Below are 25790 nucleotides of genomic sequence, written 5' to 3' on the forward strand. Positions count from 1 at the left end.
GACGTGCTGGTGAACGGGCCGGGCCGGGTCTGGGTGGAGCGCGGCGGCCGCTTGGAGGCCACGCCGGTCGTGCTGGACCGAGCGGCCATCGACGGGGTGGTCGAGCGGATCCTGGCGCCGCTCGGTCGCCGGGCCGACCCCACCAGCCCGGTGGCCGACGGCCGGCTGCCGGACGGCTCTCGGGTCCACGTGGTGGTGCCCCCGCTGGCGGTCGACGGGCCGTACGTGACCATCCGCCGGTTCGGCGCCCGCCGGGTGCCGGTGGCGGCCTTCGCCGCCCCGCCGGTGGCCGCGCTGCTCCGCCGGGCCGTGGAGGCTCGGGCCAACGTCGTGGTGGCCGGGGCCACCGGGTCGGGCAAGACCACGCTGCTCAACGCCCTGGCCGGCTGGATCCCCGACGGCGAGCGGGTGGTGACCGTCGAAGACGCCGCCGAGCTGCGGCTCGCCTCGGCCCACGTCGTGCGGCTCGAGACCCGGCCGTCGTCGGTGGAGGGCGTGGCCGAGGTGACGTGCCGGGAGCTGGTGCGCAACGCGCTGCGCATGCGGCCCGACCGCCTGGTGGTCGGCGAGGTCCGCGGCGCCGAGGCACTCGACATGGTGCAGGCCATGAGCACCGGCCACGACGGCTCGCTGTCGACGGTGCACGCCAACGGCTGCGAGGACGCACTCCGTCGCCTCGAGTCGCTGGTGCTGCTGGCCGGGGTCGGCCTGCCGCTCGCCGCGGTGCGCGACCACCTGGCCGCCGCCATCGACCTCGTGGTGCACGTGGGTCGCGGCGCCGACGGTGCCCGGCGGGTGGTGGAGGTCGCCGAGGTGCACCCGCCCGGGACCGGCGCCGAAATCGGCGCGGCCCGCGCCGGCTGGCCGACGCCGATCGGGTGGTGGCCGAACCGGCTCGCCTCGGTGCGCGATCGGAGCCGACGTGAACGCCGAGCTGTGGGCCGCAGCGCCGGTCGCCGCGGGGGTCGGCGCGAGCGGCGCTGCCGCGCTGCGGGCCGTCCGGCTCGTCGGGTCCGAGCGAGCCCGGACGAGCTCGACCGCGGCGGGTGCCCCTCCGGGCGCTCCGCCGTGGTTCCGGGCGGCGATGGCGGCCGGCGATGCGGCGGACCACACCGATCGAGCGTGGCCGATCGTCCGGTTGGCGGGCATCGGTGCGATCGTCCTGGTGGGTCTCGTGGCCCCGCTGCTGGTGGCGTCGGCAGCGCTCGTCGGTGTGGCCGCGCTGCGGGTGGCGCCGGTGGCAGGGCGTCGAGCGGCGGCGCGCGACTACGACGTCGGGCTGGCCGCGGCGGTGGAAGCGATCTCGGCGGCGTTGCGGTCGGGCGCATCGGTGCCGCAGGCGGTGAGCGCGGCAGGTGGGGGCTCTTCGCCGGCGGCGGCCGACCTGGCCGCAGTGTCCCGCCGCCACCAGCGGGGCGAGCGGCTGCAACCGCTGCTCGACGAGTGGGCGGCGGCCCGGGCGGGCACCGGCGCCGGCCTGGTCGCCGACGCCCTCGCCCTGGCCGCAGGGGCCGGTGGCAGCCGCTGGCGGGCCCTCGCCGGGGTGCGCGCTTCGCTGGCCGAGCGGGCGGCGCTGCAGCGCGAGGTCCGCGCCCTCGGCTCGCAGGCTCGGGCTTCGGCGGCCGTGCTGGTCTTGGCTCCGCTGGGGTTCGGCGTTGCGGCGGCAGCGGCCGATCCTCGCCTGGCGGCGTTCCTGTTCGCCACGCCGGGCGGGTGGGCGTGCCTCGGCGGGGGGCTGGTCCTCGATGCCGTCGGCGCGACCTGGATGGCCCACCAGCTGCGGGCGGTGTCCTGACGTGGCCGCCGTGGTCCTCGCCGCCGCTTCGGCCGCCGTGGTCCTCCTCGCCTTCGGCGGACCGAGGGCAGCCGGCCGGCCGCAGCCGGCCATGGCCGGCCCACGTTCCTCCCGGGCACCGGTGGGAGCGACGCCGCCCCTGGTCGGCGTGGCGATCGCCCTGGCCCTCCCGGTGCTGGCCGTCGTGCTCGTCGGGCCCCTGGCGGGGGTGGTCGCGGCGGCGTCAGTGCTGCTGGCTCGGCTCGCCTCGGTCCGCCGGGCTCGTCGGGCGCGGCAGCGGGCGGTCGAGGCCGCCACGCCCGAGCTGGTCGACCTGTTCGTGGTGGCCGCTGCCGCCGGGCACCCCGTGCCCACGTGCGTGCGGCTGGTCGCGGAACGGGCCCCAGCGGCGCTCCGGGCCCCGCTCGTCGCCGCGGCGGATCGTGCGGGCCGCGACGGGGTGGTCGTCGCCCTGGTGGCGTTCGGCGATGCCGTCGGGCCGTCGGTCGCTCCGCTCGTCGACGCGCTCGTCGCCAGCCACCGCAGCGGGTCGCCGCTGGCCGACGCCCTCGCCTCTGCGGCCGAGGCCGCCCGAGACGCCCGTCGTCGCCAGGCGGAGGAGGCGGCTCGTCGGCTGCCCGTCACGCTGCTGTTCCCATTGGTCTGTTGCGTGCTCCCGGCGTTCGGGCTGCTGACCGTGGTGCCGCTGCTGGCGGCGTCGCTCCGCTCGCTGCAGCCCTGAGCGCGGCGCACGAGCGCGCCCACCCCTGCTCGCACCTCCGGGTGCCGGACCCTCGCCGCCCACGGCCCCTCGCCCCGGCACGTCCGTGCCCACCACCTACGACGCACGGCACCCCGCTCGTCGTCGCCCCCCCCTGGAGGTCTCCATGCTCTCGCTCTCCGTCACCGCCCACCTCGCCCTGCTCCGTGCCGCCGAGGCTCGGGCCCACCTTGCCCGTGGCCGACGGCTCGACCGGCTGCGGTCGGCATCGGGCCAGGCCACCGCGGAGTACGCCCTCGTGCTGCTCGGCGCCGCAGCCATCGCCCTGCTGCTCGCGGCGTGGGCGGTGAAGTCCGGCAAGGTCGGCCAGCTGTTCGACGCGGTGTTCGGCAACCTCATCTCCGACGCCAAGTGAGCTCGCGGGGGCGGTGCCGCCGGGGCGGTCGGGTTGGTGGGCAGGAGGGCGGGCAGGCCACGGTCGAGCTGGCCCTGGCGCTGCCCGTCGTCGTGCTGGCCCTGCTCCTCGTGGTCCAGGTCGCCCTGGTGGCCCGCGCCCAGCTCCTCGTCGTGCACGCCGCCCGGGAGGGGGCGCGGGCGGCGGCAGTCGATCCCGATCCCGGTGCCGCCGCCCGTGCGGCCCGGGCCACCCCTGGGCTCCGGGCCGGTGACCTGCGCGTCGAGGTCGCCGGCCGGGGCGGTGAGGGGAGCCGGGTCCGCGTCACCGTCCGCTACCGGGTGCGCACCGACGTGCCCCTCGTCGGCGGCCTCCTCGGCGACCCCACCGTGTCGGCCACCGTCACCATGCGCGTCGAGGCCGATCGCCGCGGACCCTGACCGTGGGTGGCGGTCGTGCCGGAGCCTGGCCCCCAGCCCAGGTGGCGCAGCAGCACCGGCGGCCGTCGGATGGTCATGGAAGGGTCGCTCTGCTCAGCACCGAGAGCTCCCTAGGGGCGCTACGGAGCGAGCGGCCGACAGAGGTCGGCTTGACGAGCGCAGATGCCGAATGGATCCAGAGGCCATGCAGCACGTGGACGGTGGGTCCGAATGCTGGGCCGACCTGCTCGACAGCAGGGTGGCCGCCACGGACATGAGGCGGAGCTGGACATCGGTAACCTCACTGCTCGTGAAGGCATGGAACTCCTGAGCTCGTTCCCGATCGGCCCAGCGTCTTGACGTCTTCGCCAGATGATTGGGAGGCGGCGAAGGCGTCCTATCCGGTCGGGTCCGTCGTTGCCGGAACCGTCGTGGAGATCTGGCACTTCGGCGTGTTCGTCCGGCTGGCCCAGACAGGATTTCGAGGCCTTCTGCGCTATGTGGACATGGACCTGCGAGGACCCTCGTCCCCCGACATAGATCGGCCCCGAACGGGCGACGCCGTTGCCGGTGTGGTCGTTGGTCATGACGAGAATCGTCAGATCGTGCTCAGCCGTGACGCTGCAGCCCTGCAGTCGGCGCGGTGGGGACCGCTGACCGAGAGGTTCGACCCCGCGCAGCTGGTTGAGGCGATCCTTCGATCCACGGACGAGTCGGGGAGGAGCCCCCTCGGTGTGGACGCTCGGGCATCGAAGTTCGTACCCCTCGTCGACGACGTAGGGGACCTTGGTCGAGCCAGGCTGGCGCCGGTCGAGCTTCGGTACCTGTGGCTGCACTTCCAGGAGGCATACGTCCTCGAAGGTCGCGACGGCGATCGGTCGGGCCTGCACCTGTTCTCCCCAGCTGCCTGCCAGGCTCGCTCGGAGCTCGAACGGGTGCGGCGGCGGAGCGAGACGAGGAACGCCGATCTCGTCATCGGGGAACTCCTCGACAACGACGATCTGCTCGTCTACCTGACCTCTGGCCGTCAAGAGCTCCTGATCGCCGGGCCCGGGACCCGCCGGGCGGGGTGGACATCGGTTGGCGAAGAGCTCTGCGCCTTCGTCGAGCGCTTCATCGAGGCCGGAGGGGAGAGGTTCTGGGCCTGATCCCGGTGGTCCGGCGATCCGCGGCGGATCGGTTGCGTTGGCCCGACCTCGCCCTTGCCCCGTGCGGGCGTTGGGTGAGCGCACCCCAGAGTTCTGCTCCAGGCACGTCATCGGGTGCACGCGCACGGCTCTTGGCTTCGAACAGCCTTCGAGGGATACGAGCCGCATCGTGCCTGGGAGGACATCGAGCTTGGATTGGATGTGAGATGAGAAACTTCCACGTCGAGCGGCTTGACGCTGCCGAGATCGATGGTGTTCGTCGTTGCTTGGACGCAGTGTGCGACGGCCCCTTCTTTGACGACTGGGAGTTCGGCACCCTCATGGGAGTGACCCGCCAGGAGATGTCGAGGGTGCGCGATGCGTGGCCGGGAACTCCTACGGCGACGTCGTCTGAGGATGCTCTGCAGATGCAACGTGTAGCGGTGGGCAATGCCCTCGGCAATCTCCTGGGATACCCCTTGACCAACGTTGAGACGGCATCTCTCCGCGACAAGTGGGGCGTAGATCGGTCGCTCCTTGGATCCATCCATGACCGTCTCTATGGCCGCTCGCCGGAACCGTGAGTCTCTGCGGCGTGACCTTGGTCTGCCAGAGGCGCAGGAGCAGGCCCACCCGGTTCTGGCCGGATGGCGGTCGTGCGTACTGGCTGGATCGACTTGATCCCGGACGAGTGACGTGGAGGGCTGGCATGTTCACGTGCCACTGCTGTGGATTTCGTACGTTGCACGAGAAGCCGACGGGAACGTACGAGATCTGTGAGGTCTGCTTCTGGGAGGAGGCCCATTGAGTCTCGACATATCACTTGGCGGCCCTCGCCAAGCACGACTGTGGGCCGAGCCGGATGCCCGGGGACCAGCTGCAGCGGTGGTCCTCGAGGTCCTCATCCCGACGCCGCCGGCGATTGCGCACGGTCGCCTGGGCTTCCATGCGGTCGGCGCCAGCCCGGACCTCCTGCAGGCGATGGCCGCAGCGTTGCCGCACGAGCCGGACCTGCGATACGCAGGCGAACCGAGGGATAGCGGTCCTTCCTTCTCGTTCGCTCAGGGTGGCTACGTCGAGCGCGGCGTCGCGTCGATTGGCCAGGTCGAGGTCGACGTCGAGGGGCCGATCTTCGCGTTGGTCTCTGCGACCTGCTCCTCGCCTGCGCTGCTGTACGCGGTCGCGCGGGCCGGTGCCAGTCTGTTGCAGCTGCCGGTCCCGGCGCTCGAACGGGACGCGGAGGGCCTGCTCCGAGAGGCGCTCCGCTTTGCGTTTGCTCGAGAGAACGGCGACGTGATTCTGGGGAACGAGCCGCTCGCATAGCCCGGGCAGCCCCACGGTGGCTCGACCACCTGGCTGACCGGGAGCCCGGCAGGTCACGCCAAGACCCAGCACCGTACGGACGTAGGCGAACGCGGAACGTGAGGAAATTGTCGGCATTCCTGACGTGGTCGTGCAGGAACCCGGGTCACCTTGGCGAACCTCGTCACCTGGGGGAACCCCCGATCGGGCGACGGTCGGCACACCATCAGACAGAACGGGCACGTTGATGAAGCTTCGAAGGATTGCACTCACGGCTGCGGGCGGCGCACTGGTTGCGGCCATGACGGTCCCCGCAGCAGGGGCGGCCCCGGCCGCACCCACCCAGGCGGGGGCCGACACGTTCGCCGCCGAGGCCAAGGCCAGCGCGCTGCGGCTCAACCTGTTCGGCCAGCAGCTCACCGTCGGCGCCACCACCGCCGGCGTGACCTCGCCGGACAAGGCCAACTCCGAGGGCTCCGGCGCCCTCATCGTGACCCAGGCGTTCGGCAGCTCCAAGGCGGCCGCCTCCGGTGCCGGCGACTCCGACGGCTCGGCCACCCCGGTCTGCAGCCCCCCTCACCCTCCCGGCCTCGGTGCCGCTGCTCGACCTGTCGACGGCCTGCTCCTCGGCCGAGGCCGCGGTGACCGCCACCGGCTCCAGCTCCGACGCCGAGGGCAAGGCCCTCCACGTCAGCTTGGGCGGCGACCCGCTGGTGCAGCCGCTCATCGACGCCCTGCCCATCGCCACCCTCACCGACACGCTGATCAGCGGCCTCGGCCCGCTCCTCGACCCGCTGGGCGCGGCCCTGCCGGTGCCCACCGACGTCGTGGTCGACCAGGTGACCGACCTGCTCCAGGACGCCATCACCGGCGACGGCGTGTCGGTGCTCACCGTCGACGCCGGCGACGCCGAGTCGCACACCTCGTCCGACGCCGACAGCGTCGACGCCTCGACCCTGTCGACCGGCGCCACCATCAAGGTCCTCGACCGGGGCGGCAGCACCTTCGGCACCCAGCCGATCCTGACCATCACGGCCGGCGAGTCCACCACCAACGTGTCCCGCAACCGGGCCTCGGGCGAGACCACCGCCGAGCAGACCGCCGTGCCGGTCCGGGTGACCGTGGCCGACGACGTCGCCCTGCTGCTGCAGCTCCCCAGCAAGAGCTTCGAGGTCCCGTCGGGCCAGCAGATCGACCTGCCCCTGCCCGCTCCGCTGACCTCGTCGATCAAGGTCTCGGGCGGCAGCACCCAGCAGCTCGAGAACGGTGCGTCGGCCGAGTCGGCCACCATCGAGCTGAACCTGCTCACCGGCCTCAACGGCGGCGTCACCCTGGCGCTCAGCGACGGGTCGTCGTCGGTGCTCGGCGAGGTCGCCGCGGCCCCGACGCCCACCACCGCCCCGCCGACCACCGCCGCTCCGGCGCCCGCGCCCACCGCCCCGGCTCGCACGCCCGGTGCCCCGGCTCGGACCTCGCTGCCCCGCACGGGCACCGAGGAGCAGCCGCTCCAGGAGATCGCCCTGGTCCTCGGCCTGAGCGCCGCCGGGATCGGCGGCCTGGTGGTGCGGTCCAGCCGCCGCAGCCGCCGGGCCACCGCCAAGGCCTGACCCCGTGACGCCGATGCTGCTGGTCGGTGCCGCCCTCGTCCTCCTCGGCGCAGCCTTCGTGCTGCGCCGGGGGGCGGGTGGTGGCGGCGACCGGCGTTGGCCCTTCCGGGCCCAAACCGGGTACGTCCCGGCCCACATGGCGCCCCGCAAGGGCGTGGTCGAGCTGCTCGCCCAGCACGCCTGGGCCCGCCGCACCCTCGGGGGCGTGGCAGCCGTGCTGGTGCTGGCGGCGGCGGGGGTGGCGGGCTACCCGTTCCTCACCGACCAGTACACCCACACCCTCCAGCACAAGCTGGAGAAGCAGTTCGTGAAGGGCTCCACCCGCACGGCCTACCTCGCCGGCCAGATCCCGGTGGGCGACAGCCTCACCCGGATCAAGGCCCCGAAGATGGGCCTCGACACGGTGGTGGTCGAGGGGGTCACGGTGAGCGCCCTCAAGGCGGGCGCCGGGCACTACCCGGAGTCGCCCCTGCCGTGCGAGAAGGGCAACGTGGCCATCGCCGGCCACCGCACCACCTACGGCAAGCCCTTCACCGACCTCGAGAAGCTCGCCCTCGGCGACCACATCACCCTCGAGACCCCGATCGGGTCGTGCACCTACGCGGTGACCACGGCGCCGTTCGAGGTCGACCCGAAGGACGTGGACGTGATCGCCCCCACCAAGGACGCCGAGCTCACGCTCACCACGTGCCACCCGGAGGGCTCCGCCCGCCAGCGGCTCGTCGTCCACGCCAAGCTGATCGCCAACGACCAGGACCACCCCGCATGACCGTCGCACCCTCGTCGCACCCCACCCGCCGGCCCCTGGCCAAGCGCCTCGCCCTCGTCGGCGCCGCAGCCGCTGCGCTCGCCGCGCCGGCCCTGGCCGCCTCGCCCGCCGGTGCCGCCAACGGCCTGTTGTGGCAGGTCAAGTGGTCGGCCCCGATCACCGCCGCGGGCCCCAACGCCTTCAGCGGGCCCCCGGAGCTCAAGGGCACCGCCGCTCCGCCCGTGGCCGGCAACCCCGCCAAGGTCACCTACTCCGTGGCCCTGCCGGCCGGGTACCCGGCGGCCTGCACGGTCGCCGGTGGCACCGCCACCCTGGCGGGCCAGGCCTTCTCGGCCAAGCCCGACTTCCCGTGCAACGGCACCTACGTGGTCTCGGTGGTGGCCAACCAGCCGGCCAGCATCCTGAAGCCCAACTCCGACCCGCTGAAGGCGCCCGTCGCCCTGGCCGACCCCGGCCCCGGGCCGGCGCAGGCCAACGGCGGCGTGGTGGGCCGCGTGGTCACCACCAGCTGGGCCAGCGACCGCAGCCCGGACGTCGTCGGCTACCGCATCCTCCGCAACGGCGCGCCGATCAAGGACGTGGCCCAGGGCACCGGCGCCTACGTCGACACCGTCCCCGGCCCCGGCGACTACAGCTACGCCGTCCAGACCCTGCGCTGGGGCGCCGGCGGGCCCGGCTCGGCGCCGATCGCGTCGCCGGCCACCGGGGCCGGCACCGCGACGGTGCGCGACGACGCTCCGCCTTCGGGCACCGGCGGCGGCACCGGCACGGGCGGCGGCGGGACGGGCACCGGTGGCGGTGGCACCGGCACCGGCGGCAGCGGCACGGGCGGGTCGGGCAGCGGTGGCACCGGCACCGGTGGCTCGGGCACGGGCAGCTCGGGGGCGGGCTCCGGCTCGGTCCCCGCCGCCGGCAAGGCCAACCCGAAGGTGCCCGCCAACGGCCGGTCCTCCGGCCCCTCGGGCTCGCGCTCCACCTACCGCTCCGGCGGGACCATCTCGTCGGGATCGGGGCGCAGCGGCGGCGGCAGCTCCACCGAGACCACCGAGCCGGACACCTTCGAGGAGAAGCTGCCCTACCAGCCCAAGGACACGGGTCGCACCGTCGAGCTGGCCACCCCGGGCACCACCCGCACCGTCTCCCGAACCGTCAGCACCCCGCACACCACCAAGCCGGGCCTGCTCGTGCCCATCGCGGTGGTGCTGGTCCTGGTGGCCGCCTCGGTCCAGATCCGGTCGTTCCTGCGCCGCACGGCGCCGGCCGGCATCGAGCTCGAGCCCGAGGCCTGGGACGACTGAACCTGCGCCCGCCCGTCACCCGTCGGGGGGATCGACGCCTCCGGGCGCCGCGAACCCGGAGGTCGGGCAGGAGATCGGTCGCCTAGGTCGAATGACCCATGCGGCGGGCCGGGTGCCGGTCGTGGAGGAGGGGATCGGACCCGGTCCGTCGTCGGCCTGCACGGCGACGGCGAGCGGCCCCGACCTCGCCCCGGCAGCCTGCCGACTGGAGGTCAGGGCGCCGTCGGCGGGACGAACCCGGCGGCCCGCAGGAGCGAGCGGGCGCCGGCCTTGTCGAGCGGCTCGTTCCAGCTGCCGCACTTGGGCGACTGCACGCACGACGGGCAGCCGTCGGTGCAGCGGCAGCGCTCCAGCAGCTCGAGGGTGGCGGCCAGCTGCTCCTGCGCCGACCGGTAGCCCAGCTCGGCGATGCCGGCGCCGCCGGGGTAGCCGTCGTAGATGACGACGGCCGGGGTGCCCAGCTCGTCCAGCCACGGCGTGGAGACGCCGCCCACGTCCCACCGGTCGCAGATGGTGAACAGCGGGAGGATGCCGATGGCGGTGTGCTCGGCGGCGTGGAGCGTGCCGGGCACGTCCTTGGGGGCGATGGCGGCGTCGGCCAGCACCCGGTCGGGCACCGACCACCAGACGCCCCGGGTGACCAGGTGCGACGGCGGGAGGTCCAGCTCCTCGGTGCCGAGGATCTCGCCGGTGAGCACCTCGCGCCGCTGGTAGCCGGTGACCCGGCTGGTGACCTCGACCGTGCCGAGGCCGACGGTGAAGCGGCCGCAGGGGCGCTCGGCGTCGGTGCCGGTGATGCGCAGCGCGACGTCGGAGCGGGCGAGGGTGTACTCCCGGCCGTCGGCGGGCTCGACGATGGCGGCGCCGTCGACGAGGTCGAGGCGGACCACCCGGTGCGGGCGGCCCTGGTGGAGGTAGATGGCGCCCGGGTGCACCAGCTCGCAGGCCCGGCTGCGGTCGACGGTGCCGATGAGGGTGCCGTCGGCGAAGGCGATGCGCACCTCGCCGGAGGACCCGCTGCGCAGGCCCATGCCGCTGGCCGGGTGGCCGCGGGCGGCCCACACGGCCCGCAGGCCGTCGTAGCGCGGGCGGAGCTTGAGCTGGTCGTCGACCACAAGCCGCCGCACGCCGTCGTCGAGGTCCGAGGACCACCAGCGCTCGTCGTGGTGGTGCAACGGCTGCTCGTAGGCCGCGCAGGCGAGGTGCGGGTCGAGCACGTAGGGGTTGGCCGGGTTGACCACCGCCGGCTCGGGCGGGCGGCTGAACACCTCGTCGGGGTGGTTCAGGAAGTAGTGGTCGAGCTGGTCGTCGCCGGCCACGAGGATGGCCACCGAGGCCTGGCCCTCGCGCCCGGCGCGGCCGGCCTGCTGCCACATCGAGGCGATGGTGCCGGGGAACCCGTTCAGGACCACGGCGTCGAGCCCGCCGACGTCGACGCCCAGCTCCAGCGCCGAGGTGGCGATCACGCCGCCCAGGACCCCGCTGAAGAGCTGGGCCTCGATCTCGCGACGCTCGGCGGCGAGGTAGCCGCCGCGGTAGGGGCGCACGCGACCGGTGAGGTCCGGGTGGCGGCGCACGACCTCGGCGGCCACGACCTCGGTGCCCGCCCGGCTCCGGCAGAAGGCGAGCGTCCGGTGGCCGGCGTGCACGAGGTCGGCCACCAGCCCGGCGGTGACGCGGTTGGCCGAGAGCGGCGGCCCGTCGCCGACCTCGATGCGGCCCGGGTCGACCAGGGCGACGAGGCGCTCGCCGTGGGGCGAGCCGTCGTCGGTCACCTGGGCGACGGCCTGGCCGCACAGCGACCGTGCGAGGTCGGCCGGCTGGCCGATGGTGGCCGACGAGAACACGAACGTGGGCGAGGAGCCGTAGTGCTCGCACAGGCGCTGCAGGCGCCGCAGGAGGTGGGCCACGTGGGTGCCGAACACGCCCCGCAGCACGTGGAGCTCGTCGATGACGACGTAGCGCAGGCGCATGAGGAACGTGGCCCAGCGCCCGTGGTGGGGGAGCAGCCCGTGGTGGAGCATCTCCGGGTTGGTGAGGACCACGTTGGCGTGCTGGCGGGCCCAGGTGCGCTGCTCCGGGCTGGCGTCGCCGTCGTAGGTGGCCGCCACCAGGCCCGGCATCGACAGGTGGCCGAACGAGCGGAGCTGGTCCTGGGCCAGGGCCTTGGTGGGGAACAGGACCAAAGCGGTGCCCGGCTTGATGGGGTCGACCACCGCCTCGGCGATGGGCAGCTGGTAGCAGAGGGACTTGCCCGAGGCGGTGCCGGTGGCGACGACGGTGGACCGCCCGGCCCGCAGGTGGTCGATGGCCTCGGCCTGGTGCGACCAGAGCGCGTCGAGGCCCAGCTCGCCCAGGCGCTCGGCCACCGCGGCCGGCAGCGGACGGGCCAGCGGGGCCGTGCGGGCGGGCCGTGGGGGGAGGCGCTCGAGGTGCACCAGGCCCGCGCCGAGGTGGTCGCGCAGGGTGGCGACGTGGGCAGCGACCGGATCTGGGGAGGTCAGCGCCATGGCGGTCCGGACGGGCAGGGGAACAGGCGTTCGCAGCCTAGGGCGTGTCGACGCCGGAGCGGCTGCCACGGTGCAGCACGGTCCCCTTGGGACCGCTCGGGCGCCTTCGGGCGTGGTTCGGGTCGGACCGGTCGCGGGCGGTAGGTTTGGGGGCGGACGCGACCGGTAGGAGCAGTGATGGATCTTCGACTCGACGTGAGCGAGCAGGGCGCATGGTCCGTGCTGCAGGTCGGGGGAGAGATCGACGTGGCGACGGCACCTCGGCTCCGCGAGCAGCTGATCCGCCTGGTCAACGACGAGCGCTTCCGCATCGTGGTCGACCTCGAGGGCGTCGACTTCATCGACTCCACCGGGCTCGGCGTCCTGATCGGGGCGCTGAAGCGGGTCCGCACCCACGACGGCGACCTCGTGCTGGTGTGCACCGAGCCCCGGATCGTGAAGGTGTTCGAGATCACCGGGCTCAACCAGGTGTTCCAGATCCACGCCTCGCTCGACGACGCGGTCGCCGAGTGATCCCCGCCGGCTCGACGCTGCGCTAGGGCCGCGTGATGGAGGAGCCTGCAGCCGACACCGTGCCCAGCGCGGAGACCGTCGAGCTGGAGCTCCCCGCGCGGCCCGAGGTGGTCTCGGTGGCCCGGTTGGTGGTGGGCGCGGTGGCCGCCGTCGAGCCGCTCTTCGACGAGGAGCGCGGCGCCGACCTCCGCCTCGCCGTGTCCGAGGCCTGCACCAACGCCATCCAGGCCCAGCTGGCCGACCACCCGGGCGCCGATCCCACCGCCCCGATCGTGCTGCGCTGCTCGGTGGGCGACGGCCGCATCCGCCTCGCGGTCCAGGACCACGGCGGCGGCTTCGACCCCGAGGGGCTCCAGGCCCACCCGGAGGTCACCGACCCGGCCCGGCTCGAGCACGAGGGCGGCTTGGGTATCCCGCTGATCCGCCTCCTCGCCGACGAGCTGGAGTTCCAGCCCACGCCGGGCGGCACCACCGTGGTGATGACGTTCGGCCCCCGGGTGGCCGTCGACCGCTCCGTGGTCTGAGCCCTCACGTCGGCTGCCGCTGACCGAGCGGTCGAGCGGTCGAGCAGAGCGCCTCCCGGGCGGCCGGGTAGCCTCGGTCCCTGGTGTGCCGGGAAGCCTGGTCGGCGAGTCCCTTCGCCGACCCCGAGAGCACCCGCACCATGGCCGATCCCCTCGACCGACCGACCGAGCCCTCCCGGCTGACCTGGAGCGGCGGCGACACCGCGCTGGCCCGTCGGGTGGCCCGGCCCGTCCTGCGGTTCGTGCGGGTGGAGGCCGCCGGCGGCGCCGTCCTGCTGCTGGCCACCGCGGTCGCCCTGGCCTGGGCGAGCTCGCCGTGGCGGGCGGCCTACGCCCGGGTGTTCCACACCGAGGTGGCCCTCGTGGTGGGTCGCTGGTCGCTCCGCGGGGACCTGACCCACTGGATCGACGACGGGCTGATGGTCGCCTTCTTCCTGGTGGTCGGCCTGGAGATCAAGCGGGAGCTGGCGGTGGGCGAGCTGCGCGACCGGCGCGCCGCGGTCCTGCCGGCAGCCGCCGCCCTCGGCGGGATGGTGGTGCCCGCGGCGCTGTACCTGGCCGTCAACCGCGGCGGTCCGGGCGGGCGCGGGTGGGGCATCCCCATGGCCACCGACATCGCCTTCGCGCTCGGCGTGCTCGCCCTGCTGGGCCGCCGGGTGCCCGGCCCGCTCAAGGTGTTCCTGCTGACCTTGGCGGTCGTCGACGACATCGGCGCCATCGTCGTGATCGCCGTCTTCTACGCCGGCACCATCGGCTGGTGGTGGCTGCTCGGCGGGGCGATCGTCGTGGCGGTGGTGCTGCTCGCCCGGCGGGCGGGCGTGCGCCACCTCGCGGCCTACGTGGCGCTGGGCGCCGTGCTGTGGCTGTGCCTCTACCAGTCGGGCGTGCACGCCACCCTCGCCGGGGTGGTCATGGGACTGCTCGCCCCGGCCCGGCCGCTGGTCGGCGACCTCGCCCCCGACGACGTCGCCGGTTCGCTCGACGCCGCCGGCGATCGCTCGGCCCGCGCCATCGGGCCCACCCGCCTCCTCGTGCGGGAGTCGGTCTCCCCCGCCGAGCGCGTGGCCCACGCGCTGCACCCGTGGACCGCCTTCGTGGTCGTGCCGCTGTTCGCCCTCGCCAACGCCGGCATCGAGGTGTCGGCCGACGCGCTGACGTCGCCCTCCGCCGTCACCACCGGCGTGGTGGTGGGGCTGGTGGTGGGCAAGGTCGTCGGCATCCTGGCCTTCGCCTGGTTGGCGGTCCGCGTCGGTGCCGGCGTCCTGCCCGCCGGCGTGCGGTGGGTGCAGCTCCTGGGTGTGGCGGCGCTCGGCGGGATCGGCTTCACCGTGTCGCTGTTCGTGGCCGGCCTGGCGTTCCCGGGCTCGCGGGCGCTCGCCGGCGACGCCAAGGTCGGCATCCTGGTCGCCTCGATCGTGGCGGCGGTGCTCGGCGCCGCCGTCCTGGCGGCGACCGGCGACGTCAGCCCCGAGGGCGGAAGTGCACCGGCGTCGGCCGATCGGCCCGGGCCACGCCGCCGATCTGGCGGGTGAGCGGACCGGGTCGATCGAAGCCGGCCACCAGGTCGTAGCGGTCGACCAGGGCGCGCACCGCCGTGCGGATGGCCGAGATCGAGAACCGCTGGGCCGGGCACGTGTGGGTGCCGTGGCCGAAGGTGGAGACCAGCTCCTTGGCGGGGAGCTCGTCGGCCAGGGCGAGGCGCCGGCCGTCGTAGTGGTCGGCGTCGAACGTGGCGAGGCGGGGGTCGACGGTGGTGTTGAGCGTCGAGAGCATGGTGGTGATCAACGTGCCGGGCCGCAGGTCGAAGTCCCCCTGGTCGGTGGTGAAGGTCAAGGGCCGCAGGACCTGGCGCATGGTGATGGAGCGCTGGGCCACCCGGATGCTCTCGTAGGCGAACCGGTCCAGGAGGGCGTCGTCGCCGGCGCGCACGGCGTCGAGGGCGTCGGGGTCCTGGAGCAGGTTGACCAGCGTCCAGGCCAGGGCGGCGAAGAGGTTCGACTGCGAGCCGAGGTGCAGGACGATCACGTCGCGGGCCACCAGCTGGTCGTGCCGGGGCTGGTCGACGTCGGCGAACGACTCGTCGATCTGGTCGAGGAAGTCGCCCGGGCGGGCATCGGGCCGCCGCCGCCGTTCGGCGAGGACGGTGGCCAGGATCGCCTCGATCTCGGCCATGGCCCGGCGCTCGCGGGCGTGGCCGGTGGCGACGGTGGCCACCGTGCGGAGCGGGTGGACGAACGACTCGGAGGTGTCGAGGCGGTCGAGGGCGTCGATCAGCGGCTCGATGTGCGCAGGGGAAGCGGCCTCGTGGCCGGCCCAGGACGCCAGGCCGAGCCGGTGGCCGATGCGGCGGCATTCGCCGAAGGCGTCGAACGTGCCGCGCTCGCCGAGCACGTCGAGCTCGGCGGCCATCGCCTGCTCGAGGTTGGCGAGGTAGCCCTCGACGCGCTGGCCGCCGAAGAGCTTGTGGGGCGGGTTGCGGATGTCGCCGAAGAGCTCGTCCGGCACCTTGGTGCGGATCATCGTGTAGGTGGCGAGCCCGAACGACGCCTCGCGCTCGGGCACCGCATAGAGGCTGGCCACGCCGACCGGCCCGAACACGCAGAAGAAGCGGTGGGCCAGGGCGTCGACCACGAAGGTGTCGCCGTGGCGGGCCCGCTGGCGGGTGAACCACCCGGTGGGGTCGCGCAGCAGCCCGGGCGCGGCGCCGACCCAGGGGAGGCGGGGGCCGGCCACCGGAGGCATGGGCGCCACCGCCGGCAGGGCGGGCGGCCTCAGGTCCGGGAGGCGCACGTGCCGGCCCGTTCGCTCACGCCGTGACGGCGTTGTCGATCGGGATGACGGCGCCGTTGATGCCGCTCGCCTCGTCGCTGGAGAGGAAGGCGATCAGCGACGCCGGGTCCTGGGGGGCGAGCATCTTGTTGTCGACCGCCATGGTCTTGGCGATGAGGCTGAAGTCCATGCCGTCGGGGAAGTCGACGTGCCCGGTCATCGGCGTGGACACGCCGCTCGGGGAGATGGCGTTCACCCGGATGTTGCGCTTGAGGTACTCCCAGGCGAGCGACTTGGTCATGAGCACCACGCCGCCCTTCGACGCGCAGTAGTGGGCCATGAACGCCTGGCCGAACATGCCGGCCGACGACGCCACGTTGGTGATCACGCCGCCGCCGCTGTCGAGCATGTGCGGGATCACGGCGCGGGCCATGAGGAACGGGCCCTTGAGGTTGACGTCGATCAGCAGGTCCCACTCGGCGACCTCCATCTCGTGGGTGTGGGCGAAGCGCAGCACGCCGGCCACGTTGGCGAGGATCGTCGGGGTGCCGAGCTCGCCGGCCACCGACTCGACGGCGGCCGCCACCGAGCCCTCATCGCGCACGTCGACGCTCGCCGCGGTCGCCGTGCCGCCGGCCTCGCGGATGAGCGCCACGGTCTCCTCGACGGCGGCGGCCTGGTCGAGGCAGCCCACGAGGGCGCCGTCGGCGGCGAGCCGCTGGGCGGTGGCCCGACCGATGCCGGAGGCGGCCCCGGTCACGATCGCGGTGCGGCCCTCGAAGCGGGTGCCATCGGCCATGTCGTCGTCTCCCTGGTTGGCGAGCGTGCGTCCCCCGTTCGGGCGCCGGCCGACCCTAGGCCGAAACGAGAACACGTTCTCGTTTCCTCGTCCGACCACCCGTACCCACTTCGGTGGTGGGGGTGACCCGAGGTGTCCACCCCCAGGTACTGGGCAGGGAACTGGCCGCTGGGGCGGCCGGATCCCAACCCACTTCGGTGGGGTGGGCCGGCGTGGGAGCCTGGGGAGATGGCTGGCGATGACCTCGTCGTGGCGCGCGGCGTGCGCATCCCCCGGACCGAGCTCTCGGTGCGGTTCAGCGCGTCCGGGGGGCCGGGCGGGCAGCACGCCAACAAGGCCGCCACGCGGGTGGAGCTGCTCTTCGACGTGGAGGCCTCGCCATCGCTGCTGCCGGTGCAGCGGGAGCGGGTGCTGGCCAAGCTCGGCCCCACGGTGCGCATCGTGGTCGACGAGGAGCGCAGCCAGCTGCGCAACCGCACCATCGCCGAAGAGCGCTTCGTGGCCCGGTTGGCCGCCGCCCTGCACGTCGAGCGGCCGCGACGGCCCACCAAGCCGAGCAAGGGCGCCAAGCAGCGGCGGCTGACCTCCAAGAAGCAGCGCTCCGAGACCAAGGCCAACCGCCGGAGCCCGGGCCGCGACGCCTAGGGCCGACCGCACCGGGACCCGCGGGGAACCAGGGCCGCGCCGGCGACGTCGGAGCCCGATCGGGCCGCTCGCTGCGGCAGACTCGGGCCTCGGCGACGGGCCGGCCCGACCGGCTTCGAGGGGCAGTGCACCATGAGCGACGACGACCGTTCCGACCACCACGAGGAGCCCACCGAGCTGCCGCTCGCCCCGGACGGTCCGGCGTCCGGCATCCCGCGGCCGGGCCGGGCCTGGGTGGTCGCGGTCGTCCTCGTCCTGGTGGTCGCGCTCGCCGGTGGGGCCTGGGCCCTGGCGACGAGGGACGAGGAGCCCATCGACACCGGCGGGAGCCCGGGCGGTGGTGCGACGGCGGTGTGGGGGCACCGGTGGTCCGTGCGGGACCTCGAGGGCTCGAGCGCACCGGCGCTCGCCCCGATCGGCGCGGACCGTCGGCCGGTGCTCGACACCTCGGTGGAGGGCACGGTCTCGTTCACCGGCTGCAACGGCGGCTTCGGGACCGGTCGCCTCGAGGGCGCCAACCTCGTGCTCGACGGCTCGATGGCCTCCACCGACATGGCCTGCACCGACGCTGCCGGCACCGCACTGATGGCGTTCGACGCGTGGATGGCCGAGCTGCTGGCGTCGTCGCCCACGGTCGGCGTGTCCGGGGACGTGCTCACCATCCGCTCCCGGTTCGGGGCGGCCACGTTCGACGACCTCGGTGGACCTCTGCCCGCCACCTCCTCGCCTGCGGACCCCGACGGCTCGGTCAGCTCCGACGACCCGGCCCACCTGCCCGACCCCGGCAGCGGGTCGGTCGTCACCACGCCCGCCGTCGAGCCCGGCGGCTCGGGCGGGGGCCGCGTCGGCAGCTCGCCGGCCTCGCCCGGCCAGGGGCAGGACTGGCAGGTCACCGCCATCACCGTCGACGGCGCCGACCGGCCCGTGCTCGGCGACCAGGACGGCAACCCGCTCGTCCTCGACCTGACCGCGTTGGGCCGGGTGGGCTTCAACGGCTGCAACGGCGGCGGCGCCGATGCCCACGTCGACGGCGGGAAGCTGGTGGTGGGCGGGGTGGTCAGCACCAAGCTGGCCTGCAGCGGCCCCGACGGCGAGGCCCTGATGGCCCAGGACGCGTGGTTCGGGTCGTTCCTGGAGGGCGACCCCGAGCTGGCCGTCGACGGCGGCACCCTGACCCTCACCTCCGGCGGCAGCACCGTGGTGGCCGAGCGGGTCGGCTGAGGCGGCCCGGGCTGGTCCCGACGCCCAGCGGCGGCGGAGCCGTCAGCCCAGCAGGTCCGGGCGATGGGCGCGGACCGCCTTGGCCAGCGGGCCGTCGGGCCAGTTCGGCTCGAACTCGTCGATCGGGATGATGCGGTCCCAGCCCCGGGTGGTCACCTGGTTGCGCACCTGCGGCGTGTGGGTCCACCGCAGGCCCGAGCGGCTCAGCACCAGCGCCTGGGTGGGCCCGGAGGGCAGGGTGGCCTCGCCGACCTTGCTCACGTCGGCCCAGGTCGTCCGCAGCACGAACGTGCCCGCCTCGTACTGGATGCCGGCGTCGTCCACCCGCAGCACCGACGTGCGCTGCTGGCGGACGCCGAAGAGCAGGACGCTGGTCTGGACCACCGTGTAGAGCACGGCCACCCACCAGTTGATGATGATCACCAGCACCGCGGCCACCGGGAGGGCAGCCAGCAGGAAGAGCAGCCCCAGCCGTTGCAGGCGGTCCCGCTGCGAGCGGGTGGAGGGGGTCAGCACCAGGGACACGGCCCCCTGGCTAGCGCCGATGGGCACCGGAGGGCCACCCGAGGGTCGGCGGTCGGTGGGCCCGGGCCCGCCGCGTAGGGTCACCGGGTCCGGTCGGGTCCGGGCTCGAGCAGGGGAGCGCCAGGTGGCAGCAGGCAGTGGGGCGACGCGGTCGCCGCTGGCGTCGTTCGTCGACGGGACCTCGAAGCGGAGCCGCTTCGGCGTGCGGCCCCGGCCGTCGGCTCCGCTGCCGGAGGTCGAGGGCGTGCTCGCCGGCGCCGCCGAGGCCGACATCACCCCGCCCCCCGGCCTGCCCAAGGCGGGCTACTCGGCCAACGCCCACGACGGGAACGGCTTCCGCACCCGCCTGCGGGCCCGGGTGACGCACCTCCGGGCGGGCCGGGCGTCGCTGGCCATCGTGCAGCTCGACCTCTTGGGTGGCTCGTCGGTGCTCCAGCACCTGGTGGCCGACGCGGTGGCGGACCGCACCGACATCCCGCTGGCCGGGATCTGGATCGGCGCCACCCACACCCACGCCGGGCCGGGCCAGTTCCTGGGCACCGACTTCTACAACCACCACGCCTCCAACCGGGCCGGCTTCGACCCGGCGTGGACGTCGTTCCTGGTGGACCAGGTCGCCGGTGCGGTCATCGAGGCCCACGACACCCGGGCGCCGGCCAAGGTGGCGGTGGGCAGCACCGAGGTCTGGGGCCTCACCCGCAACCGGTCGCACGACCCGTACGTGCAGAACGCCACGGTCACCGACAAGCGGCGGGACCCGCAGCGCAAGTGGGTGGCGGTCAACCCGCAGCTGCACCTGGTGCGGGCCGACCGGATCACCGCCGAGGGCGGCACCGAGCCGCTGAGCGCGGCGGTGGTGTTCTCCATCCACGGCACCGGCGTCTCGCAGCACGCCCACGAGTACAACGCCGACGTCTGGGCCTACCTGGTGGGCGAGCTGCGCCACCAGATCGAGGTCCGCCACGACGGCGCCCAGCCGGTGGTCGGCGCCATGGAGGGCACCCACGCCGACGTCGCCCCGGCCCTGCGGCCCGGCCTCGCCGGGCACCGGGAGGCCCGTCGCATCGGTGCCGGCATCGGGGTCGAGGCCGCCGACCTCTACGACCGGCTCGGCGCCGAGCTCAGCGACCGCGTGGCGCTCGACGTCGGGCTGCGGGAGGTCGACCTGAACGTCGATCGCACCGTCGACGGCATCGAGCTCCCCGACCGCCCGGCCGTCGGCGCCGCCCTCGTCGCCGGTGCCACCGAGAACCTCACCCCGGTCATCCACCGCATCCCGCCGTTCCGTGCCGGCCACCCCAAGCGGTGGGGCACCAAGAACGCCCAGGGCGAGAAGTGGGTGCTCGGGTCGCGGTGGCTGCAGCCGATCGTCACGCCCAAGAAGGGATTCCCCCCGCATCCTCAGCGTGCAGGCCCTCCGCATCGGCGACAGCGTCCTGCTCGGCCTGCCGTTCGAGATCACCGTCGAGTCCGGGCGGCGAATCGCTGCCTCCGTGGCCGACGCCGTGGGCGACCGGGGCATCGGCCGGGTGGTCGTGTCATCGGTGGTCAACGAGTACTGGGGCTACGTGGCCACCGCCGAGGAGTACCGCCGGCAGTACTACGAGGGCGGCCACACGCTCTACGGCCCGAAGACGCAGGCCTTCCTCAGCGCCCACGCCGGGCGCCTCGCCGCCGCCACCGTCGGCGCCGGCACGTTCGCCGACGTCGAGGCCGAGCGCACCTGGGACCTGGCCACCAAGCGGTACCTGCCGTTGGCCGGGGACGAGGCCGGTGTCGAGCGGCGCGTCGAGGGCAAGGCGGCCTTCACCGACCCCACCGCCGAGGTCGACGGGTTCTGGGAGCTGCGCTGGATCGACGTCGCGCCCACCCGCCTCCGCTGGCACGAGCCGCTGGTGCGGGTGGAGTCCTCCGACGACGACGGCACCACCTGGGCGGCGGCCACCGTGGGCGGCCGGCGCATCGACGACCAGGGCTGGGCCATCGAGGTGACCCACCTCGGCGGCGACGACTCCGGCCGCCACCACTACCGCGCCCGCTGGTACGACCCGGTCCACCGCCACGGTCGCCGCCATCGCTTCGTGCTGCTCGCCAACGCCGATCGGCCCGAGGTGGCCGGGCCGTCCTTCGACTGATTCAGCCGAGCAGGGCGAGCAGGTCCTGGCGGTCGAACATGGCCGCCGCGGCCCGGGCCGAGGGCTGCCCGGCATCGGGGTCGGCCCCGGCGGCCACCAGCGACCGGACGACGTCGGCGTAGCCCTTGAAGACGGCGCCGGCGAGGGGGCCCTGGCCCTTGGCGTTGGCCCGATCGGGATCGGCGCCGCGGGCCAGCAGGGCGTCGACGGCCTCGACGTGGCCGTGGTACGCCGCCAGCATCAGGAGGGTGTCCCCGGCGGCGGCCGCCAGGTCGACGGGTGCGCCGGCGTCGACGTAGGCGGCGAGCAGCGCGGCGTCGCCGCGGCGGGCGGCGTCGAGCAGCCGGTCGGCCAGCGCCGCCACCTCCTGCTCGATCGCGCCGTCGGGCTGGGGCTCGGGCGGGACGGTCACGGCGCCGAACCTACCGCCGCCACGGCATCGGCCGGCAGCGTCGACGCCGCGGCTCGACAGGACGCCGCGTAGCGGGCCGGGGGCAGGCCGACGGCGGCGGTGAAGTCGCGGGTGAGGTGGGCCTGGTCGGCGTAGCCGAGCTCAGCGGCGACGGTGGCCCAGTCGAGGTCCGGGTCCCGCGCCGCCCGTTCGGCGGCGTCGTAGAGGCGGTAGCGGCGGATGACCCACTTGGGGCTGGTGCCGACGTGCTCGGCGAAGAGGCGCTGCAGCTGGCGAACGGTGCAACCGGCGAGCGCGGCGAGGTCGTCGACCCTGCTGAGGTGGGGATCGGCCACCACCTTGTCGGCCAGCTCGGTGACGTTCTCGGACCGGAGGCGGTGCGGTGGGACCCGCGCCGCCCAGAACCCGTCGACCACGGCGACCATCGCCTCGTCGTCCGGTGCGGCGTCGACCGCTGCTGCGAGGGCGGTGGCGTCCGGGCCGAGCACCTCGTCGAGGTCGAGCTCGACGTCGGTGAGCGCCGCCATGGGCCGGTCGCTGAACGGGGAGAAGCCGGCCGGGCGGAACATGGTGCCCAGCACCATCCCCCGCCCTTCGAGCGTGCGGGCGAACCGCGTGCGGCGCACGCCGCTGAGGCGGGCGGGGCCGTCGCCGAAGACCACGTTGGCCACCGGGTGCACGAGGATCTCCTGGGTGTGCTGCTCTCCCTCGGGGAGGTCCCACTCGACGATCCAGTAGCGGTCCACGAAGCGGGCGACCGCCGGGCTGGGGGCGTGGCGGCGCAGCGAGAAGCGCTGGAGCCCCGCCCCGGGCTGCAGGATGCCCCGGCTGTCCCGCCCCACCGGATCGACCACGGCGCCAGCCTACGGACGCCGCTCGGCCAGGGGGCCGTCGCGTTCGTCCAAGCGCCCGGGGCGGCACGGCGCGACCATGCGGCCATGACCTCCGAGACCATCGCCGACCGCTACCGCCGCCGGGCCGCCGCCTTCACCCAGACCGTGGCCGCGGTCCCCGAGGGCGCCTGGGCGGCGCCGTCGCCGTGCCCGGAGTGGGATGCCCGGGGCGTGGTGGCCCACGTCGTGCAGACCCAGGCGATGTTCGCCGGGTTGGTGGGCCGAGAGCTCGAACCGGGCCCGTCGGTGGAGCTCGACCCGCTGGGCGCGTGGGTGGCCGCGCGCGAGCAGACCCAAGCTGCGCTCGACGACCCGCTCCTCGCCGAGGTGGAGTTCGACGGGGTCACCGGGCGCACGACCTTCGCCGCCGCCACCGATCGCTTCCTGTCGTTCGACCTCGTCGTCCACCGCTGGGACCTGGCCCGGGCCGCCGGCCTCCCCGACGCCATCTCGGCCGAGGACGTCGAGGCCCTCGAGGTCGCCATCGCCGAGATGAGCGAGCAGATCGGGTCGGCCATGCGCGGGCCGGGCGCGTTCGGGCCCGAGCTGGAGCCGCCGGACGACGCCGACGCCCAGACCCGGGTCCTGGCCTTCGTGGGGCGCCGGGCCTGGTAGCGCTGCGGTCGCGCTGCCCCGTCTCGCTCGGGCGTGCTAGCCCGGTGCGGTGCACGCAGCCGCGCTCCTGGCGTCGATCCCCAGCCCGTCGTTCAACCACGTCGGGCCGTTCCGCCTCTACGGGCTCTGCATCGCGCTCGGCGTCATCGCCGCGGTGACCATCTGCTCGAAGCGGTGGGAGGAGCGGGGCGGCAACCCCGACGACATCGGCACCATCGCCATCTGGGCGGTGCCGGCCGGGGTCATCGGCGCCCGGATCTACCACGTCGCCACCGACTGGAAGACCTACGAGCACCACTGGATCAACGCCTTCAAGATCACCCAGGGCGGCCTCGGCATCCCTGGCGGCATCTTCCTCGGCGTGGTGGTCGGCCTAGCGGTGGTCCGCGTCAAGAAGCTGCCCAAGCTCGAGCTGCTCGACGTCGTGGCGCCCGCCCTGCCGGTGGCCCAGGCCATCGGCCGCTTCGGCAACTGGTTCAACCAAGAGGTCTTCGGCCGACCCACCAAGCTCCCGTGGGGCCTGGAGATCGCGCCGCAGTACCGTCCCGCCGGCGACGAGGGCTTCGCCACCTTCCACCCCACCTTCCTCTACGAGGGCCTGTGGAACGTCGGCCTGGCCCTCCTGCTCGTCTGGCTCGACAAGCGCAAGAAGCTGCGTCCCGGCGAGCTGTTCGCCCTGTACGTGCTCGGCTACGGCATCGGCCGGCTGTGGGTGGAGGCCCTCCGCTCCGACAACGCCTCCTTGGTGCTCGGGGTCCGCATCAACATCTGGATGAGCGTGGTCATCGGCCTCTGCGCCCTGGCCGTGCTGCTGCGCAACCGCCTGGCGGTCGCCGGCGTGGCCGTCGCCGTCGTCGCCGCCCTCCTGCTCCGCGAGCAGGAGGCCATCGCCATCCCGCTGGCCATCGCCTCGGTGCTCGCCCTCGGCTGGCTGCTGCGCCTCCGGCTCGCCATGCCCGCCCCGGAGCCGGTCGCCTCCGAGCCCGGGGCCGTGGGCGACGCCGAGCACCCCGGCGACGATCCCCCCCGAGGACGACCTCGAAGGGGACGCGCCGCTCGCCGGAGCGGAAGCCGAGGCCGAGGCCGGGGACGAAGGCGAGGACGCCGAGGTCGGCCGAACCGACTGAGGCGGCGCGAGCCTCAGTCGGGATGGCTGACCGCCGCCGGGTCGAGCACCGGGGGCTGGACCACCACGAGCACCAGGTCCAGCAGGCGCTTGTGGGCGTTGACGTAGCTGTGCGGGTGGTTGGCGTCGAAGAGCACGGCGCCGCCGTGGGCCACCTGGTGGACCTCGTCGCCCACCTCGAGGGTGAGGGTGCCGGCCAGCACCGCCAGCAGCTCGCGCGTGCCGTCGACGTGGCCCTCGGAGTCGTGGCGGTCCCCGGCGGCGAGCGACCAGCGCCAGAGCTCGACGTGCTCGCTGCGGTCGGTGCCCACGAGCAGGTCGCCGCCGGAGCCCTCCATGCCGGTCCACAGCCGCACGACGTCGGCGGCGTCGACCACCCGCACCATGCCGCCGTCGTCGAGCTCCACCAGCTGGGCCAGGGTCACGCCGAAGGCGTCGGCCACCCGGCAGAGCGTGGCGATGCTGGGGTTCGTGCGGGCCTGCTCGATCTGCACGAGCATCCCCTTGCTGACCCCGGAGCGCCCGGCGAGCTGGTCCAGCGTCCAGCCCCGCCCGCCCCGCAGCTCGCGCGTGTTGCGGGCGATGGCGGCAGCGACCTCGTCGGCGTCGGGCACCGCCCCAACCTACCGACCGGCGGGGTCGCCTCCCGCCGGCACCTGGCCCCAGCGGGGTGCCAGCGAGAGCCGTAGCATCAGAGTGCTCTGACTGGTGCATCCTGTTGATATGACCGTATGATGAACCAGCTGGTTTAACAGCCTGACCGAAGTCCCGGGGGCGCCTCGGCCCGGTCCGGCGGGATCCATCGGGAGGTGTGACATGGCCATCGTCTTCGCCCTGGGCGCGGCAGCGTTCTACGGCTCGGCCGACTTCATGGGGGCCCTGGCCTCACGCCGCAACGCCGCCCTGGCGGTGGCCCTCGGCGCCCAGGTCGCCGGCCTGGCGATCCTGCTGGTGGCCATGCCGTTCCTCGGGCCGGCCGCCGTCTCGCCCCGGGACCTGCTCTTCGGGGCGGCAGCCGGCGTCTTCGGCGGCCTCGGCGTCGTGGTGGTCTACCGCACGCTCGCCAAGGGGCCCATGAGCGTGGTGGCGCCCACCACGGCGCTGAGCGCCTCGGCGGTCCCGGTGCTCGCCGGGATCCTCCTCGGCGAGCGGCCGGGCCTCTCGGTGCTGGGCGGCATCGCCGTCGCCTTCGTCGCCGTGGCCCTCATCACCCGAGAGCGGACCGAGCCCGGCGTGGTCGTCGCCCGGGGCGCCGCAGCTCGAGCCCTCCTACCCGCCCTGGGCGGCGGGGCGATCTTCGGCCTGTTCTTCGTGTTCCTGCACCAGACCGGTGCGGGCGCCGGCCTGTGGCCGCTGCTCGCGGCCCGGCTCACCTCGGTCCCGATCCTCGCGGCGCTGGTGCTCGCCAAGCGGATCCCCATGACGGGGAGCCCCCGCCTCGTGGGGGCGGTCGTGGTGAGCGGCGTGCTCGACATGGTGGCCAACATCCTCTACCTGCTGGCCCTGCGCCACGGCATGCTCGCCGTGGTGGCGGCCCTCACCGGGCTGTACCCCGCCTCCACCGTGCTCCTCGCCCAGACCCGTCTCGACGAGCGGCTGCAGCCCATCCAGTTCGCCGGGCTGGGCGTGGCGGTGCTGGCCGCCGTGCTGGTGGCCGGCTGAGCCCAGGCGCGCCGGTGCCCGGACCGTGGG

27 protein-coding genes and 2 pseudogenes are annotated in these 25790 nt (G+C 74.4%); 22 read left to right on the forward strand and 7 right to left on the reverse strand.

Going from position 1 to position 25790, the window contains the following annotated elements:
- Window positions 1-9: 9 nt before the first annotated feature.
- The 12 genes and pseudogenes from KSP35_RS26080 to KSP35_RS17325 form a co-directional block, all read left to right on the forward strand.
- Window positions 10-696, forward strand: a pseudogene (locus tag KSP35_RS26080) (CpaF family protein); the annotation flags it as partial.
- A 226-nt stretch (window positions 697-922) separates the two neighbouring features.
- Window positions 923-1795, forward strand: a complete 873-nt coding sequence (locus KSP35_RS17275) for a type II secretion system F family protein (RefSeq protein ID WP_216997044.1) — start codon at window positions 923-925, stop codon at window positions 1793-1795.
- 1 nt (window position 1796) lies between these two features.
- The gene (locus KSP35_RS17280; RefSeq protein WP_216997045.1) at window positions 1797-2516 is read left to right on the forward strand and encodes a type II secretion system F family protein; all 720 of its coding nucleotides are present in this window, start codon (window positions 1797-1799) and stop codon (window positions 2514-2516) included.
- Between the two features lie 145 nt (window positions 2517-2661).
- Entirely contained in the window at window positions 2662-2910 is a 249-nt protein-coding gene (locus tag KSP35_RS17285) for a DUF4244 domain-containing protein (RefSeq protein WP_216997046.1), read from the forward strand.
- A complete protein-coding gene (locus KSP35_RS17290; protein WP_216997047.1) occupies window positions 2907-3329 on the forward strand; it encodes a TadE/TadG family type IV pilus assembly protein in 423 nt (140 codons plus the stop codon). Before KSP35_RS17285 ends, KSP35_RS17290 begins: the two co-directional genes overlap by 4 nt.
- Before the next feature lie 410 nt (window positions 3330-3739).
- The gene (locus tag KSP35_RS17295) at window positions 3740-4456 is read left to right on the forward strand and encodes a hypothetical protein (RefSeq protein WP_216997048.1); all 717 of its coding nucleotides are present in this window, start codon (window positions 3740-3742) and stop codon (window positions 4454-4456) included.
- 206 nt (window positions 4457-4662) lie between these two features.
- On the forward strand, window positions 4663-5019 hold the full coding sequence (locus KSP35_RS17300; protein WP_216997049.1) for a hypothetical protein: 357 nt from the start codon (window positions 4663-4665) through the stop codon (window positions 5017-5019).
- Between the two features lie 125 nt (window positions 5020-5144).
- A complete protein-coding gene (locus KSP35_RS26085) occupies window positions 5145-5243 on the forward strand; it encodes a CPCC family cysteine-rich protein (RefSeq protein WP_216997050.1) in 99 nt (32 codons plus the stop codon).
- Between the two features lie 77 nt (window positions 5244-5320).
- Complete coding sequence (locus KSP35_RS17310; RefSeq protein WP_216997051.1) at window positions 5321-5758, forward strand: hypothetical protein; 438 nt, start codon at window positions 5321-5323, stop codon at window positions 5756-5758.
- A 572-nt stretch (window positions 5759-6330) separates the two neighbouring features.
- Window positions 6331-7344, forward strand: coding sequence for a hypothetical protein (locus tag KSP35_RS17315; protein WP_216997052.1), 1014 nt, complete (start codon window positions 6331-6333; stop codon window positions 7342-7344).
- A 13-nt stretch (window positions 7345-7357) separates the two neighbouring features.
- Window positions 7358-8113 carry a sortase gene (locus tag KSP35_RS17320; protein WP_216997053.1) on the forward strand — a complete coding sequence of 252 codons (756 nt, stop codon included), beginning with the start codon at window positions 7358-7360 and terminating at the stop codon, window positions 8111-8113.
- A complete protein-coding gene (locus tag KSP35_RS17325; RefSeq protein WP_216997054.1) occupies window positions 8110-9411 on the forward strand; it encodes a hypothetical protein in 1302 nt (433 codons plus the stop codon). Before KSP35_RS17320 ends, KSP35_RS17325 begins: the two co-directional genes overlap by 4 nt.
- Window positions 9412-9623: 212 nt before the next feature.
- On the opposite strand, the gene KSP35_RS17330 is transcribed toward KSP35_RS17325, so the two are convergent.
- Entirely contained in the window at window positions 9624-11921 is a 2298-nt protein-coding gene (locus KSP35_RS17330) for a DEAD/DEAH box helicase (protein WP_216997055.1), read from the reverse strand.
- A gap of 177 nt (window positions 11922-12098) precedes the next feature.
- Here KSP35_RS17330 and KSP35_RS17335 point away from each other — a divergent pair, with 177 nt between their 5' ends.
- From KSP35_RS17335 to nhaA, 3 genes are all read left to right on the forward strand, one after another.
- The gene (locus KSP35_RS17335; protein WP_216997056.1) at window positions 12099-12434 is read left to right on the forward strand and encodes an STAS domain-containing protein; all 336 of its coding nucleotides are present in this window, start codon (window positions 12099-12101) and stop codon (window positions 12432-12434) included.
- Between the two features lie 35 nt (window positions 12435-12469).
- A complete protein-coding gene (locus tag KSP35_RS17340) occupies window positions 12470-12958 on the forward strand; it encodes an ATP-binding protein (RefSeq protein ID WP_216997057.1) in 489 nt (162 codons plus the stop codon).
- Between the two features lie 140 nt (window positions 12959-13098).
- Entirely contained in the window at window positions 13099-14490 is a 1392-nt protein-coding gene (gene nhaA / locus KSP35_RS17345; RefSeq protein ID WP_216997058.1) for a Na+/H+ antiporter NhaA, read from the forward strand.
- On the opposite strand, the gene KSP35_RS17350 is transcribed toward nhaA, so the two are convergent.
- The gene (locus KSP35_RS17350) at window positions 14420-15700 is read right to left on the reverse strand and encodes a cytochrome P450 (RefSeq protein WP_216997059.1); all 1281 of its coding nucleotides are present in this window, start codon (window positions 15698-15700) and stop codon (window positions 14420-14422) included. The two genes, nhaA and KSP35_RS17350, sit on opposite strands and share 71 nt — an antisense overlap.
- Window positions 15701-15764: 64 nt before the next feature.
- A complete protein-coding gene (locus tag KSP35_RS17355; protein ID WP_216997060.1) occupies window positions 15765-16526 on the reverse strand; it encodes an SDR family NAD(P)-dependent oxidoreductase in 762 nt (253 codons plus the stop codon).
- A 228-nt stretch (window positions 16527-16754) separates the two neighbouring features.
- On the opposite strand from KSP35_RS17355, the gene arfB reads away from it, so the two are divergent.
- Window positions 16755-17171 (forward strand): alternative ribosome rescue aminoacyl-tRNA hydrolase ArfB, encoded by a 417-nt coding sequence (gene arfB, locus KSP35_RS17360; protein ID WP_216997061.1) that lies wholly within the window; start codon window positions 16755-16757, stop codon window positions 17169-17171.
- A gap of 132 nt (window positions 17172-17303) precedes the next feature.
- Window positions 17304-18392 carry an META domain-containing protein gene (locus tag KSP35_RS17365; RefSeq protein ID WP_216997062.1) on the forward strand — a complete coding sequence of 363 codons (1089 nt, stop codon included), beginning with the start codon at window positions 17304-17306 and terminating at the stop codon, window positions 18390-18392.
- A 42-nt stretch (window positions 18393-18434) separates the two neighbouring features.
- Here KSP35_RS17365 and KSP35_RS17370 read toward each other — a convergent pair whose 3' ends face one another.
- Complete coding sequence (locus KSP35_RS17370) at window positions 18435-18917, reverse strand: hypothetical protein (RefSeq protein WP_216997063.1); 483 nt, start codon at window positions 18915-18917, stop codon at window positions 18435-18437.
- Window positions 18918-18936: 19 nt separating this feature from the next.
- Between KSP35_RS17370 and KSP35_RS26090 the strand changes: the two are divergent.
- A pseudogene (locus KSP35_RS26090) lies at window positions 18937-19884 on the forward strand (neutral/alkaline non-lysosomal ceramidase N-terminal domain-containing protein); the annotation flags it as partial.
- A 439-nt stretch (window positions 19885-20323) separates the two neighbouring features.
- Window positions 20324-21052, forward strand: coding sequence for a neutral/alkaline non-lysosomal ceramidase N-terminal domain-containing protein (locus tag KSP35_RS17380; protein ID WP_216997064.1), 729 nt, complete (start codon window positions 20324-20326; stop codon window positions 21050-21052).
- 1 nt (window position 21053) lies between these two features.
- Here KSP35_RS17380 and KSP35_RS17385 read toward each other — a convergent pair whose 3' ends face one another.
- Both KSP35_RS17385 and KSP35_RS17390 read right to left on the reverse strand, forming a co-directional pair.
- Complete coding sequence (locus KSP35_RS17385) at window positions 21054-21464, reverse strand: ankyrin repeat domain-containing protein (protein ID WP_216997065.1); 411 nt, start codon at window positions 21462-21464, stop codon at window positions 21054-21056.
- On the reverse strand, window positions 21461-22318 hold the full coding sequence (locus KSP35_RS17390; RefSeq protein WP_216997066.1) for an AraC family transcriptional regulator: 858 nt from the start codon (window positions 22316-22318) through the stop codon (window positions 21461-21463). Before KSP35_RS17390 ends, KSP35_RS17385 begins: the two co-directional genes overlap by 4 nt.
- 84 nt (window positions 22319-22402) lie before the next feature.
- Here KSP35_RS17390 and KSP35_RS17395 point away from each other — a divergent pair, with 84 nt between their 5' ends.
- A complete protein-coding gene (locus KSP35_RS17395; RefSeq protein WP_216997067.1) occupies window positions 22403-22972 on the forward strand; it encodes a TIGR03086 family metal-binding protein in 570 nt (189 codons plus the stop codon).
- 49 nt (window positions 22973-23021) lie between these two features.
- Window positions 23022-24206 carry a prolipoprotein diacylglyceryl transferase gene (lgt, locus tag KSP35_RS17400; RefSeq protein ID WP_216997068.1) on the forward strand — a complete coding sequence of 395 codons (1185 nt, stop codon included), beginning with the start codon at window positions 23022-23024 and terminating at the stop codon, window positions 24204-24206.
- Here the strand turns inward: lgt and KSP35_RS17405 are convergent.
- Window positions 24113-24712: a helix-turn-helix domain-containing protein gene (locus tag KSP35_RS17405; RefSeq protein ID WP_216997069.1), complete on the reverse strand. Its 600-nt coding sequence runs from the start codon at window positions 24710-24712 to the stop codon at window positions 24113-24115. The genes lgt and KSP35_RS17405 overlap by 94 nt on opposite strands.
- 202 nt (window positions 24713-24914) lie before the next feature.
- On the opposite strand from KSP35_RS17405, the gene KSP35_RS17410 reads away from it, so the two are divergent.
- Window positions 24915-25760 carry an EamA family transporter gene (locus tag KSP35_RS17410; RefSeq protein WP_216997070.1) on the forward strand — a complete coding sequence of 282 codons (846 nt, stop codon included), beginning with the start codon at window positions 24915-24917 and terminating at the stop codon, window positions 25758-25760.
- Window positions 25761-25790 lie beyond the last annotated feature (30 nt).

The sequence above is a fragment of the Aquihabitans sp. G128 genome (assembly GCF_019048865.1).
In the GTDB taxonomy this organism is placed as follows: Bacteria; Actinomycetota; Acidimicrobiia; order Acidimicrobiales; family Iamiaceae; genus Aquihabitans.

What these genes read in the sequence shown, in the direction of transcription:
- KSP35_RS17335 (WP_216997056.1), top strand. Translation starts at nt 12,099, where the DNA reads ATGGATCTTCGACTCGACGTGAGCGAGCAGGGCGCATGGTCCGTGCTG.
- KSP35_RS17365 (WP_216997062.1), top strand. Translation starts at nt 17,304, where the DNA reads ATGAGCGACGACGACCGTTCCGACCACCACGAGGAGCCCACCGAGCTG.
- KSP35_RS17395 (WP_216997067.1), top strand. Translation starts at nt 22,403, where the DNA reads ATGACCTCCGAGACCATCGCCGACCGCTACCGCCGCCGGGCCGCCGCC.
- arfB (WP_216997061.1), top strand. Translation starts at nt 16,755, where the DNA reads ATGGCTGGCGATGACCTCGTCGTGGCGCGCGGCGTGCGCATCCCCCGG.
- KSP35_RS17330 (WP_216997055.1), bottom strand. Translation starts at nt 11,921, where the DNA reads ATGGCGCTGACCTCCCCAGATCCGGTCGCTGCCCACGTCGCCACCCTG.
- nhaA (WP_216997058.1), top strand. Translation starts at nt 13,099, where the DNA reads ATGGCCGATCCCCTCGACCGACCGACCGAGCCCTCCCGGCTGACCTGG.
- KSP35_RS17285 (WP_216997046.1), top strand. Translation starts at nt 2,662, where the DNA reads ATGCTCTCGCTCTCCGTCACCGCCCACCTCGCCCTGCTCCGTGCCGCC.
- KSP35_RS17320 (WP_216997053.1), top strand. Translation starts at nt 7,358, where the DNA reads ATGCTGCTGGTCGGTGCCGCCCTCGTCCTCCTCGGCGCAGCCTTCGTG.
- KSP35_RS17410 (WP_216997070.1), top strand. Translation starts at nt 24,915, where the DNA reads ATGGCCATCGTCTTCGCCCTGGGCGCGGCAGCGTTCTACGGCTCGGCC.
- KSP35_RS26085 (WP_216997050.1), top strand. Translation starts at nt 5,145, where the DNA reads ATGTTCACGTGCCACTGCTGTGGATTTCGTACGTTGCACGAGAAGCCG.
- KSP35_RS17350 (WP_216997059.1), bottom strand. Translation starts at nt 15,700, where the DNA reads ATGCCTCCGGTGGCCGGCCCCCGCCTCCCCTGGGTCGGCGCCGCGCCC.
- KSP35_RS17300 (WP_216997049.1), top strand. Translation starts at nt 4,663, where the DNA reads ATGAGAAACTTCCACGTCGAGCGGCTTGACGCTGCCGAGATCGATGGT.
- KSP35_RS17340 (WP_216997057.1), top strand. Translation starts at nt 12,470, where the DNA reads ATGGAGGAGCCTGCAGCCGACACCGTGCCCAGCGCGGAGACCGTCGAG.
- KSP35_RS17355 (WP_216997060.1), bottom strand. Translation starts at nt 16,526, where the DNA reads ATGGCCGATGGCACCCGCTTCGAGGGCCGCACCGCGATCGTGACCGGG.
- KSP35_RS17325 (WP_216997054.1), top strand. Translation starts at nt 8,110, where the DNA reads ATGACCGTCGCACCCTCGTCGCACCCCACCCGCCGGCCCCTGGCCAAG.